The 12,450-nt window shown below is 71.1% G+C and carries 12 protein-coding genes; 1 reads left to right on the top strand and 11 read right to left on the bottom strand.

What is annotated here, in order from left to right; translation table 11 throughout:
• Positions 1-32 precede the first annotated feature (32 nt).
• Positions 33-830, top strand: a complete 798-nt coding sequence (locus tag ACFXAM_RS03810; RefSeq protein WP_380287387.1) for a class I SAM-dependent methyltransferase — start codon at positions 33-35, stop codon at positions 828-830.
• On the opposite strand, the gene ACFXAM_RS03805 is transcribed toward ACFXAM_RS03810, so the two are convergent.
• From ACFXAM_RS03805 to ACFXAM_RS03755, 11 genes are all read right to left on the bottom strand, one after another.
• Entirely contained in the window at positions 811-1,566 is a 756-nt protein-coding gene (locus tag ACFXAM_RS03805; RefSeq protein WP_380287386.1) for a phytanoyl-CoA dioxygenase family protein, read from the bottom strand. The two genes, ACFXAM_RS03810 and ACFXAM_RS03805, sit on opposite strands and share 20 nt — an antisense overlap.
• A gap of 153 nt (positions 1,567-1,719) precedes the next feature.
• The gene (locus ACFXAM_RS03800; protein WP_380287385.1) at positions 1,720-2,592 is read right to left on the bottom strand and encodes a hypothetical protein; all 873 of its coding nucleotides are present in this window, start codon (positions 2,590-2,592) and stop codon (positions 1,720-1,722) included.
• Positions 2,593-2,711: 119 nt separating this feature from the next.
• A complete protein-coding gene (locus tag ACFXAM_RS03795; RefSeq protein ID WP_380287384.1) occupies positions 2,712-5,345 on the bottom strand; it encodes a hypothetical protein in 2,634 nt (877 codons plus the stop codon).
• 83 nt (positions 5,346-5,428) lie between these two features.
• Positions 5,429-6,244 carry a hypothetical protein gene (locus ACFXAM_RS03790; RefSeq protein WP_380287383.1) on the bottom strand — a complete coding sequence of 272 codons (816 nt, stop codon included), beginning with the start codon at positions 6,242-6,244 and terminating at the stop codon, positions 5,429-5,431.
• A 145-nt stretch (positions 6,245-6,389) separates the two neighbouring features.
• Positions 6,390-7,109: a hypothetical protein gene (locus ACFXAM_RS03785; protein WP_380287382.1), complete on the bottom strand. Its 720-nt coding sequence runs from the start codon at positions 7,107-7,109 to the stop codon at positions 6,390-6,392.
• Positions 7,110-7,159: 50 nt separating this feature from the next.
• Positions 7,160-8,134, bottom strand: a complete 975-nt coding sequence (locus ACFXAM_RS03780; RefSeq protein ID WP_380287381.1) for an NUDIX domain-containing protein — start codon at positions 8,132-8,134, stop codon at positions 7,160-7,162.
• A gap of 76 nt (positions 8,135-8,210) precedes the next feature.
• A complete protein-coding gene (locus ACFXAM_RS03775; RefSeq protein ID WP_380287380.1) occupies positions 8,211-8,861 on the bottom strand; it encodes a 2'-5' RNA ligase family protein in 651 nt (216 codons plus the stop codon).
• A 2-nt stretch (positions 8,862-8,863) separates the two neighbouring features.
• Positions 8,864-9,595 carry a hypothetical protein gene (locus ACFXAM_RS03770; protein ID WP_380287379.1) on the bottom strand — a complete coding sequence of 244 codons (732 nt, stop codon included), beginning with the start codon at positions 9,593-9,595 and terminating at the stop codon, positions 8,864-8,866.
• A 2-nt stretch (positions 9,596-9,597) separates the two neighbouring features.
• Positions 9,598-11,529 carry an endonuclease/exonuclease/phosphatase family protein gene (locus tag ACFXAM_RS03765; protein ID WP_380287378.1) on the bottom strand — a complete coding sequence of 644 codons (1,932 nt, stop codon included), beginning with the start codon at positions 11,527-11,529 and terminating at the stop codon, positions 9,598-9,600.
• Positions 11,530-11,639: 110 nt separating this feature from the next.
• Positions 11,640-12,068, bottom strand: a complete 429-nt coding sequence (locus ACFXAM_RS03760) for a Scr1 family TA system antitoxin-like transcriptional regulator (RefSeq protein WP_380287377.1) — start codon at positions 12,066-12,068, stop codon at positions 11,640-11,642.
• A 43-nt stretch (positions 12,069-12,111) separates the two neighbouring features.
• Positions 12,112-12,450: an HIT domain-containing protein gene (locus tag ACFXAM_RS03755; protein ID WP_380287376.1), complete on the bottom strand. Its 339-nt coding sequence runs from the start codon at positions 12,448-12,450 to the stop codon at positions 12,112-12,114.

Here is a 12,450-nt window from a genome sequence, read left to right as displayed (position 1 = left end):
GGCGGCGGTGGCAGGATGGCTGCGTGGCGGACATGAGTACTGAGCCAGCAGAGCTATTCGACGGCACCGCGCCGTACTACGCGGCCTACCGGCCGGGCTACGACGAGCGGTTGTTCACCCATGTCGCCGAGCGCCTCGGCCTCGACGGGACCGGGTGGGCACTGGACCTGGGCGCCGGTACTGGAGCGATGGCCCTCCCGCTGGCCCGCATGGTGAACTCGGTGATCGCCATCGATCCGCAACCGGGCATGCTCGCCGAGGCCCGAGCGCTCGCCGCCGCGGGCAGCGTGACCAACATCGAATGGCGCCTGGGCGAGGCGTCACAACTGGCCAGCATGGACCTGCCGCCGCTCCGACTGGTGACCGTAGGAGCCGCCTTCCACTGGATGGACCGCGCCTCCGTCGCCCAGGACCTGGATGCCCTCATCGACGACGGAGGCGCGATCGTGCTGGCCTCCGGCGGCGGTCCGGGCGACATCGCCCCGCCGCCCTGGTTGGACACGATCAGGGAAGTCCGGGTCCGGTACCTCGGGCCGGAGCGCCGAGCCGGGCGCGGCACTTACACCCACCCGGCCGAGCGCCACCAGGACGTGCTGGCCCGTTCCGCATTCTCGCGGATCGAGACCGCGCACTGGGACCGGACGATCGCCCGGACCGCGGACGAGGTGGCCGGCCTGCAGCTCTCCTACAGCTACAGCAGCCCCCGCCAGCTCGGCCCGGACGCGAAGGCGTTCGTGAACGACGTCCGCGACGCCCTGCTGGCCTTCGACCCGGCGGGCACCTTTGAGCAGACGATCCGCACAGAGGCGATCATCGCCCGGCGTCCGTGACGGAGCCTCCCGTCTGATCCGGCAGCGCGAACTCCAACAGCGGGTCTGTCACGACCTCGCGCCAGCGTTCGCGGTGGCTGACGGCGCGCAACCGGAAGTACACGGTCTCGCGGCGCTCGTCGCCAGCGGCACCAAAATGGCCGCCGATGTTGTGGGCGAGCAGGTAGTGGACGAGGACCAGGCTTCCGGCCGTGCCGGTCACCTGCAACGGGGTGGGCAGGTCCACGGGCGGGTAGGGCGTGGCGTCGCGCAGCGCGTCCGCGCCGTGGTGGCGCAGCCACGCTGCCGTGCTGAGGTGTGTGCCTGGCCAGACCCAGAGGTTGCCGCGGTTGCGCTGGCGCTGGTCAGTGAGTAGGAGGCCGGCCAGGACGGTGAACGTGCCGGGGCGGCCGTCGTCCTCGGTGGGGGTGAGGCCGTCGATGTGAGGGGCACCGGGGTGGTGCGGGTGTGGCGGCAGGGTGAGCGCCAGCTGTGCGACCTCCGGGGTCGGCAAGGTGAGGTCGGAACGTAGAAACGCGCGGACGGCGTCGCCGATGCCACTTTCCTCGTAGAGGGCGCGAAGGTCGGAGTGGTCGGCGAGGGTCGGCCACAGGAAGTACGGACCGGTACGGCTGGGCTCGGGTGGCTGGGCCGCAACGTGCCGCGCGAGCGCCGAACGCCAGTGGCTCACCTGCTCGGCGGTGAGGACATCGGGCACAACGCAGTAGCCGTCACGGTGAAAGCTGCTGACAGCCAAGGGAGTTGTCGTCTCCATTGGGCCATGGAATCGTCAGCTGGCCCGAGCGGGCAACGGAATTTCCGCTGTCCGCCCGGGGGCCCAATGCGACGATCCCCGCCGGGCCGGGCAGAAGACCTGACGCCGGCATCCGGCTAACCCTGAGCTCGCCGACTACTTGCCGTTGCGCTTCTTCTTCGGCTGGCGCTTGGGCTGGACCCGCTTGCCGACCGGGCGCACCATGGGCGCCTTCGGCTTCTCGACCGTGGCCACGGCGGCCTGCAGGATGGTCACGAGCTTGGCCTTGAGCGCCTGGGCTTGTTCAGGGGTGGTGGCGTCGGCGGGGGTCTCCAGCAGGTGTGCCTTGAGGACGGCCAGCATGTCCCACTCCCAGGGACCGCGGTCACGGGGGCCGGGGATCAGCCGGACATAGTCCTCGTCGTACAAGGCAGCGAGCAGAGCGAGCGCGTCAGCGTCGCTGACGTCGTTGACCTGTTCGCGCTCCGGTGCACCGGTGGCCACGCTCTCCGCGCGGCGGACCTCCTTCAACAGGGCCAGCCGCAGGTTCTGCTGCATTGCCACCCGCCCGCCCGCGCCGTTGGCGATCCACGCCGCCGCTGCCGCGGCGACGACGTAGTCCACGGGCCCGACGTCGTCGCCGCCGGAGAGGTCCATCGGCTCCGTGCCGGGAGGGAAGGTTGCGAGCTTTTGCAGGGCGGCGTCGCGGAACTCCGCGGGCGCGAACGACTCGATCAGCGGCCGAGCGCCTTCCACCACCGCCTCGTTGAGGAGGGGGCCGTGCTCTTCGATAGCCGTGAAGCCGTTGTTGACGACGCGCAGCGCCTCGGTGACGGCGAACTGGTAGCGGGGCCTCGGGTACGGCGTGCGTCCCGGATCGTCGTCCCAGGTGCCGATTCTGTCCACCAGAGCGGCGAAGGTGTCCGGCTCCTCGTCGACCAGGGCGATGACGCCGCGCAGCGCCATGCCGCTCATCCGGCCCATCCGCTCAACCAGCGGACGGGGCAGCTGGCTCATGAGATCGTTCACCGAGTTTCCCTCCCGTAGCCTTCGGTGGCGCCGTGATGTCCGGCCGAGCTGCTGGGAGCTGACGACCTCGGAGAACGGCGTCCGGCGGGCCAGGTTGGGGCCAACGCCGAAGCCTGACCCTATCGCGCCGTCGGATCGGCGGCCGGGCCGTTCGGCGTGGCAGGCGGGGCTCCGGGCCGGCTGCGTCCGTCCGTGTGGCTAGCGAGCTGGCCGGTGTTGATCTCTGCCGCGTCGTCGAGGTCGTCGAGGTCGACGACGTATGCAGCGGGGGGCGCCGCGATCTGCAAGGTCTCGCGGTCCAGCCTCCAGACGGGGCGCTGGATGAAGCCGGCGCGACCCTCGTACGGGCCGGCCGTGACGCGGATGCGCTGACGCTCGGTGAAACCGTCCTCCAGGACTGCGTGGACGGCGGCTGCGGCGCGAGGGACGCACGCCCTGATGATCGGGTCGGGTCGGCCGCCGCGGTGGCTGTCCCATGCGTCGGGAACGGAATCGGGTCTGCGAGCGGGGCCGTCGTGAGGTCCGGCCGCAGGCGGGTCCTGGGGGCGGTTCAGCCGGTCCCACCGCCGGGCGATCGGGTCGGCTCTCCTCTGGTCGGGCGACCTGAAGCTGAGTCGTGGGATCACGTCGTGGCCGGTGTCCTGGAGCGTTTGCTCCACCAGGTCGATGACGTGCTGGTCGTCCTGGAGGTGGAACAGCACGGTCCACCACGACACTTCGGCAACCGGCTGTCGTTCGCGTAGGTGGAGGGCATAGAGGGTCATCGCGATGAGGTCCCGGACCGCGGCAACGTCCGATCCCTCGTGGTGGGGAGCGGCGAGGGTGGTGGCCCGGCGAACGGCCTCGCGCCACTGCAGCATCCTCTGGCGGGCAGTCCACGGGTCAAGGGATGCGGTTGGCGGGTTGGGCTGCACGGCGGTGGTGATGGCGCCCAGGGTGGCCCAGTCGCAGACCGGGTTCGCCATGAGGTCAGCCAACCGGTGCACCTCCGGCGCGCCGACTGGGCTCAGCTCCAGCCGGTCCTGGAGGTCGTCGAACTCCCTGTCGGTCAACGCGACGCGGACGACGCTGCGGCGGGCGGAGGTGAGGTGGCTGTCGTTGCGGAACGCGCTTCCGCGCAGGCGATCGGAGTCGAGGTACAGGCTGAGCCCTTCCACGAGGAACGACCAGGCGCGGTCGGTGTTGCCTCCGCCGGCGCGCACGTTGTTGATGACGCTGGGAAGGCGCAGGAACTCGCGCGTTTTCCCCCGTGCGGCGGCGGGGCTAGGGACGAGGACTACCTCGGTGTCCGTCCATGGCTTCCGCGGGTGGTAGACGACCACGCTCAGCAGGCCCGGGTGCGCGAGCACGGTCTCCTCGCTGCGAGAACGGTCCTGGTGCCAGAGACGGGCGCGCAGGATCCACCAGGAGATCGGCTCACCGGCACCCTCCTCGCGGCACACCCACTCCACCTGGGCTTCCTCCAGCACCGTGCCGGACGTCAGCTGTTCCACGGACCAGCCGATGAACGCCGCGGAGCGGGCAACGAGAAGTGGCACTTGACGATGCCCAGCAGCTCGTCGGTGTCCTCCGCCGATCCGGCTCAGCGCGGCCTCGACCGCCTCGGCGGTTGTGGGCGCAACGCCGACGCGGTGGGTCTGGGCCCAGGAGGGCGCGTTTTCGGGGGCTGGCGTGCGTCCGGGGGCGGCTGCGAGGGTCAGGCGCGCAGAGTGGCGGAGGGCGTCGACTGGCCGGTCGGGCGTGAGCCGAGCCGGGGAGGAACGGTCGTCGAGTTCGAGAGCGATGATCTCGTCGGCCCAGTCGGCGGCCGAGTCAACCCACCGCTCCTCCTCGGTGCTGAGCGCCTGGCCGTGCCGCGGCCAGCCGAGGAGGACGACTATGCGTCCACCGCCCTGCCACCGCCGAAGGCGCTCCACAGCTTCGTCGTGCCAGGCGGGCGACGGACCGGCGGCGGCCAGCAACACGGAGGCAGCCCACTCGGTAGGCAGCGGCTCGCCCGCGTGGACGACGACGAATCGGTGGTCCCACTCGGGCAGCTTCTCCACGTCGGCGGGGGCGATGTCGGCACTTTCATGGCGGTCGTCGAAGTCGACCCGGAAGACCGTTGGGGCGTCGGTGCAGGTGCGCTGCTCGTCGTCGGTGCCCCAGGTGACTGCGCGGAGACGGCCGGTCCGTCTGGCGTGGACGCCTCCGATGATCCGGACGTGGGCCTGCAGGCTCAACGCTCCGCTGGCCGGAAGGAGAAGCTGGTCGACTTGGCCGGTCAGTTCGCGTACGGCGTGCTCGAAGACGGTCATCCCGCTCGATTGATACCTGCCGTACACGTCCTCGGTGACCATGTCGGACGGCAGGGTGTCCTCCAGCGGCACTCCGTGCTCGGCGTTCAGCGCGTGCCAGAGCTTCCAGATCGTTCCCTCCACGGGGGGCGGGCCGGTGAACGGGCCGTAGTCCTGGCCGTGCTCGAGTAGCCGTGCCTGCGCAAGATCGGCCAAGCCGATCTCGACCGGCCTGGTCCCGCTCGCCTCACGTGCTGGACCGGGCAGCAGCCCGGATAGGTCTCGGTGCAGGCGCTGCGGATCGGCGAGGCGGTAGCGGACGGACCGCAAGGAGAACCGGTCCAGGGCGCTGCCGTCCTGAGCCGCGATCAGGTAGTAGATCAGAGCGAGGACATCCCGGACATTGCGATCAAAACACCGGAACTCGCGGGCCTTGGCCCGGGCTTCCTCCCACCCTTGCCCACCGTTGCTGACCATGTGTCGATCCTAGGCGCAGAGCCGCCGAGGACCGACCGAACACTTCGCAGGGCAAGGGGCGGTGCGGCAGGTTGCGGTCGGCGTCAGTAATCGACGTCGCCGGTGGCGCCCGCGGTCAGGACGACGTGGACGCTGCCGAGCGCCCCGCGGGCGTCCTCAAGCACCGGTGGCATGCCGGACCACGTCGTCCCGGGCTCCAGGTCGTCCACGGTCAGAAGGGCGGCCGGCCGCAGCGCGGCGGCGCAGTCCGACAGGAACTGCCTGAGACGGCCGCGAGGCGCCTTGGCGTGCTCCAGCGCCTGGAGGTTCTCATGGACCCACTTGAGCTGGTCCTCGTCGGTGAGCTTCTGCTTCGCCAGGGCCTCAAGCTCCTCGGGGCTCCAGTGCACCCGGCAGCCGGCCCGCGTCAGCAGGTCGGAGGCCACGGAACACTCACGGTCGCTGAACTGCCACTCCCGACGATTGAGGGCGCGAGAGGCGTTGACGACGTACGAGTGGACGGCCTGCTGGAGCGGCGTCGGGGGCTTGGCGTCGTGGTCGGCCCGCATCCGCCACAACGGCATCCCGGGACCGGGATCCGATGTGCGGGCCAGGCGCACGAGCTTTCGCAGAACGGCCTCGGGTGAGAGGCCGGGAAGCCGGGGCGTCCAGGAGTGAGCGCACACGCAGGTCAGTCGGGCGGGGCCGCCCCAGACCCCGGAGACGGTCAGGCCGCGGTCCGCCATGCACACAGGGCAGCAGACGTCCAGCTCGGGTGTCCCGTCCGGCAGCGGCGGGGTGCGGAGCCAGAACACCCCGCCGAACCGGTTGCCGTAGTCGGCGCGGCGATGGCAGATCTCCAAGGTCAGGTTGCCGGCCCCGTCGTGGCCGATGTGGCTCGTGGTGAAGTTCCAGGTCACGCCGTCCTACCTTAGGCTCGATCGGGTAAGGCCACCATGGTTCGGGCTGTCCGCAGTGGCGCGAGGGAAGCTGACGGCGAGTCGGAGGCTGGGTCGTTGCGGCCCGATAACCAGGGTGGCCGCGGGACCGCGCTGCTGGTGTCTATCACGCCAGACCTTCGGGGCGGGCCGGGGCGTGAGCGTCGACGGCATCCAGCAGGGCGTGCAAGGGCTGGTTGCCGCCGGCAAGGTGCGGGGCACGCTGAAGGAGGAGTCGGTCCAGTTCCTTGATGTGGAAGCGGATGGCCGCGGTGATCCCCGACCGGGTGTAGGGGGCGGGGGCCGTGGCCAGGCGCTCCGCCCAGGTATCCCAGACGGTGCCACCGTGGCGGTGGTGGGTCGTCCCGCTCTGGCGGTCACGCAAGATCATCGCCGCGACGAGCAGGTGACGCGCGAGCTGGAGAGCAAGGTGAGAGCCGATCAGGACGTCACCTCGGGCGGCCTTGACGGCGGCCAGGACCCCGTCGAAGCGGAACGCTTCGACCAGCTCCGCCAGCGGATCCGCCGCCGGGGCAGCCGCATCTGGATCACGGGAGTTGCCGACTGCGCGGACGGTGACGTCGATGCGGCGGAGGTCGACGAGCACCAGGCGCAGTCCGTAGCCGTTGGCGGTGGCCTCGTGGCTGGCGGTGAAGAGCGGCCCGAGCCGGGACAACGCCAAGCCGGCGAACTCCTCCGCCACCTGGGCGGGGTGGTGGTCCGTGGTCAGGACCAGATCGAGGTCGGACCACAGATCCACGTCGCCGCCGCCCGCGCCAGCCGATCCGTGGACCCGCAGGTCACGGACGCGCGGATCGCGCGCGGCGATCTCCCTGAGCGTCTTCACGGTCCGCTGCTGCCAGCCCGGCTCGGGCAACCCGTGGTGCGGTGTCCCGATCACGGCAACTGTGCCGAGGGCAGCCGGGGTTGGGCGAGCAGGATGGCCGCGAGACTCCCCGCTTCCCGAATCCCGCCGGCGAGGGCCAGCCGAACGGCCTCCGCGGCGGGCGTCCAGCGCATCGTCATCCCTGCTTCCGTGGGCTCCCGGTCGACCCGCCCTTGGGCGAGGTCGGTGGCGAGCAGCAGGTGGGTGGTGGTGCGGGCCGCGCCCGGCAGCGGGTCGATACAGCCCAGCACCTCCAGCTGACCGGCCCGCCACCCGGTCTCCTGCTCCAGCTCGCGCCCGGCCGCGATCAGCACGCCTTCGCCCTTCTCGACGGCGCCGCCGGGAAGGTGAAGGACCGGATGAGTGGGTTGCAGATAGAAGTGGTCTTCCAACAGAGCGACTTCGCCGGCCGCGTTCAGCGCCACGACCCGTACCGTGTCGGCCATCTCGATGTACTCGTAGAAGCCCTCCTGCCCGTCAGGCCGGCGGACGTCGTCGCGGCGCACGGTCAGGAACGGGCCCTGGTGGATCACCTGACTGCCCAGGGTCGCCCAACCCCTGGGCGCGGGGCCGGTCGAGCTGGCGCGGGCGAAGGCATCCAGCGCCAACCAGGCCAACTCCAAGGCGGGATGGGCCTCGTCGAAGGCGGTGACGAGCTCGGCGTAGAGCGGCCACTGCCTCTCACCCTCGCCCACCCCAGCAGGCCCCTGCTGCGCGCACCAGCGCTCCAGTTCGGCGCCGAGTTCCAGCACGGGGCCAAGGCCGTCGCGGGCCTGGCCGACCGCTGCGGCGACGCCGGCGGGAAGGCCGTCTGCGGGGATGGCGGCCAAGGCCCGGCTGATTGCGGTCGCATCGTGCGTGACCTGGCCGGGGATATCGGCTGCTGGCGTCCGGGGAGCCAGTGGCGGGCGGGTGGTCAGCTCCACGCAGGCGTCCCAGGCCCGCTTGCGGGCCTCGTTGCTGCTGTCCGTGCTCACGGTTTCCACGGACTCCCTCCGTGTCGGCGGTCGGTTCCCGGTACGTTACCGGTGCCCCGCGCAGCGCGCGGGGCACCGGAGACGTTCATCCGGCGTTGTGGAGCGGCAGTTCGGCCACCGGTTCCCACGACAGCTCCCACGCCGTCTCCCCGTTCGGTCGGGGGCGCTGCTGGAACTGGACGTCGAGGAGTTGTACTGCGGTGACGCGGACGGGGGCGTGGCTGGGCGAGATCCGCCGCAGCGCGGTCTGCAGTTCGTCGGAGGACGCGGTGGACCAGGCGTAGCCGAGCGAGATGTGGGGCCGGCCGCCGTCGTGGAGCAGCGCGCCCGGCCCGCGGACCTCACGGATGGCCGCGCGGACGCGTTCCCGCAGATCGAGCAGGCCATCGTCCGGCGACAGGTCCAGGTACGCCCCGACCCGATTGGCCACCGGGGAACCGGCCGTGATCTCCAACGGGCTGGCGCCATCGAGGTGTTTGCGCAGGGCGCCGAGAAGAACGTCGCGCTCGTCGGCCGTGATCTTGTCGGCGGTGGTGTCGGCCACCATCTCCAGCGTGCAGTGCAGCGTGCCGTCGCCGATCGGGGTGATCGGGAAGGGCAGCATCGCGCTGCGGCACTCGCCGACCAGCCGAGCCAAGGGAAGGTTGGCCTGCAGGTCCGGAACCGCGTACACGTGCAGTACTCGGGCGCCGTCTGGCCACGGCGAGCGCTGGAACTTGGGAACGAACTTCTCCACGATCACTTCTCCGTCGCGTAGATGCCGGCGTTGGCGCCGTGCAGTGTGGGCGGTTGCGGCTGGTGGTACTGGCCGAGGTGCAGCTGGTGGACGCGCTCGAACGCGTAGGTGTTTCGGCCGTGGACCTGGCGCTCCCACGCCAGCCACACGCTGGAGATGGTGGCGCTGGTGCGGATGCCCGGCCGTATGCCGCGGCCGAGGTCGGAGGCGAGCCGGTCGGAACGGGCGGCCAGCTCCGGGGTGTCGGTGTCCTGCACGCCGTAGCCGCAGGACATGTGGCACCAGAAGAACTCCTCGGCAGGAGGGAGGCCGAGGCCGGCCGTGGTCAGCCCGGCGCGCACGCGCTGGTAGAGCTCCGCCGGTCCCCGCTCGGGCCAGACCTCGACGATCCCGGCGGAGCCGGACGCCCGGGCCGGACCGATCTCGACGGTGAACGGTTCCAGAGCGGCCAGTTCACGCTGGACCGCGACCGCCGCAACCTCGAGCATCGCGTCGTCGACGCGCGAGCCGTCCGCGGCCTGCGGGTTGATCTTCTGGACGGTCATGTGGAGGTCTTCCTCGGCGATCGAGGAGATCACGTCCGGGTACCGGGAGGTGATCTCCCGCACCTTGGCGAAGTAGGCGCAGACCTGCGGCTGGTCCTGCGGCAGCCACAGGACATGCGGTCGGACCCAGTCCTCGTCCGGCCCGTCCGGGCGGCCCCACAGTCTGCTGGGCGACATGAACTTGCGCACGGCTAAGCCCCCTTGGCCTCGTGGTGAATCTTGGACGGGTCTATGTCGACCGCGATCAGGAGGTGATCGGAGGCCGCCTCGGCGGCGGGGCTTCGGTGGGTGCGGTAGCCGACCAGCGCCGGAGCCACGGGGCGGGTCGCGAGGGCGAGGTCGATGCGGCGCGGTCCCCACGGGTCCGGGTCGCCCGTGCCGTCTTCCCAGTGACCCACCGTCGGCTCCCACGGCGCGCCGAGGTGCGCGGCGGCGTCGACCATGAAGCCTCGGCGCAGCAGCATGGCGGTGGGCCGGCGGTCGGCGAGGTTGGTGTCGCCGATCGTCTCGGGGACGCACTGGTACTCGAGGTCGTCGTGGTGCTGGTCGCGGTAGGGCTCTTCGTCGTAGGGCCGTTCCTGGCCGTCGACGGTGATGCTGGCAGCGGAGATCGAGTTGAAGTCGCCCAGGGCGACGCCGGGCTTGGCACCGCCGGTACGGCGGAAGGCACCCTTGAGACGCCGGGCCTCGTCGGCCCGGAAGTCCGGCCGGAACGGGTCGCCGTGGTAGCTGACGACGAGCAGCGGATCCTGCGCGCCGATGTCGAGCTGGATCGTGGTGCAGCCGTGCCAGTAGTCGGGCGACCCGTACGGTCGGAATCCGCCGGGTACCGGGGTAATCGTCTCCGGGCGCCACAGCACCGCGGTGAACCAGGGGCGGTCGCCGTTGCGGGCCATCGCGACCGGTCCGGGGCTGCCGTCAGAGCGCACGGTGGTGGCGGTGAGTCCGCACTCGTGGGCCAGGCGCTCGATGACGGTGGCGGCCTGCGCGTCCCAGCGGCGGTGCCGCTTCGCCTCGTCGACGATCCCCTGTTCGTCGGCGTCCTCGGGTGCGTCCTCGTCGACGAGGACTTCCTGCAGGCACAGGATGTCCGGGGCGACCTCGCGGATCGCGGTGACCCGAGCCTCCCAACCCTTGGTGCCGAGGTCTCGGGGGTGCAGCTTGTAGGCGTTGAGGTTCGCGAGGGTGATCAGCCAGTCGGCGTCCCGCACCCTGGTGGTCGCCGACTTCCGCCCCAGGCTGGTGTCGGCCGCAGCGGTGCCGGCGAGCGGCCACCAGACCAGGGCCTTGTCGTCGCCGACCTTGTAGCGGGGCCAGACCTGCCCGGAGGGGTCCTCGTGTTCGGCGAGGTCGATGGCGTCGGCGACCGTGTGCGGCCCGTCCTCCCGGCACGCGTGGGCGAGTGCCGGCCACGAGTACAGCCCGTAGTCCTCGACGCCGGCGGAGATGCCATCGGTGGCGATCACGATCTCGGCCAGGTCGTCGGCCGGCCACGACGCGGTGACCGCGTTGAGGCCCGCCTCGGGCACGGCCTCGGCGATCCAGTATCCGCCGGGGCGGTTGACCACGCCGTTCTGGAAGTCGCGTAGCTCCTGAAGGATGTGGCGGTGGCGCTCGCCGAAGCCGTGGCCGGCGCGCAGGAGGTCGCGGTACTCACAGGCCTGCGGTTGAGCGGCCACGAGAAGGGCGAGTCGGTCGTCGCGCACCTCGTGCAGCGTGCCGTCGCGGCGGATGGCGATGACGGGGCTGTCGCCGAGGACCGCCGCCTCGATCTGGTCCGCCCGCCGCCGCACGATCGCCACGGTGGCGGCCGGGGCCGAGCCGGGGACGAGCGCGTGGCTGGTGGCCACGATGTCGATCGCGGTGGCGAGCACCTGGCGCAGGTCCACGTCGGGATCGCGGGTGAGGAGTTCGGCGATGGACGAGCCCAGGGTGTCGGCGTACCAGCCGCCGCGGGGCTGGTCGTCGGTGACGGTGGAGACACCGTCCAGGACGATCACGGCACGGTCCGTGGTGAACACCCGGTCCTCGCTGGGGCGAGCGGGCCCGGCGAGTTCGCCGATACGGACAGTGGAGCCGCCCACCAGGGCCGTACGAGAACCGGCGCTGGGATTGGTCTTCATGAAGAACTCCGGTCTGATTTGGACAGGTTCGGACGAATGTCAGTGCTGTGGCATGGCAGAGCCGGCGGGCCGGCAGCCCGAGGTCCTCGACGGACGAGGCCAGGTGGGGATTACCAGCCGTGCAGAGCCTCGGTGATCAGGGCGCGGGCGTCCTGCCCGTAGACGGCGGACTCCTGGAGCAGCCTGAACGCCCGGTGGAAGAGGCCGACGCGCTTGGGGTCGGTGATGGTCTCGCATCCGCGGTAGCCCTCCACCTCCACGCGGGTGCCGTCGTGGATGCCGAAGCCGTCGCCGGGGTAGACGTGCAGGCGGGCTCGGGACGGGATGATCCCCAGCTGCAGGCCCGGCACGTCGAGGACGCCCAGCAGGTGCTGCAGCTGGGCGCGCATCACCTCGGCGCCGCCGATGCCAGTCAGCAGGGCCTGCTCTCCGAGCAGGACGTGGTAAGTCCGGCCGTCCTGCCCGAGGTAGCGGGCGCGGGCGGTGCGTTCGGCCGCGCCTGCGGCATCGTCTTCAGGTAGTCGGCGGGGGGAATCCACTGCGGCATCGTGGACGATCTCCTGTTCGTTGGCGCAGCCGGGTTCAGGCCAGGCCCTCGGGCTTGTCGCCCCGGTAGAGGACATGCACGTGGAGGTGCTTGGACTCCTGGTAGTCGCCGAGGTTCGTCACGACGCACGCGGCGCCGTGCTCGGCCCGGACCAGGGCGGCCACCTCCCGGACAACCCGCATCACCTCGGTCAGCAGCTCCTCGCCGCCGTCGCCCAGGTCTTCGAGCGAGGGGATGTGCTGCTTGGGGATCACCACGATGTGAACCGGGTAGCTGGGCTTGGTGTGGTGGTAGGCCAGGACCAAGTCCGTCTCCTGGACGGTGTCCACCGACGTGAGGCCGTTGAGCACCTGCTCGCAGTAGAAGTCGGACAT

This window comes from Kitasatospora sp. NPDC059462, from assembly GCF_042749955.1.
Classification (GTDB): Bacteria; Actinomycetota; Actinomycetes; order Streptomycetales; family Streptomycetaceae; genus Kitasatospora.
Note: the sequence above shows the minus strand (reverse complement) of the source record. Positions and strands in the feature narration are given on the sequence as shown.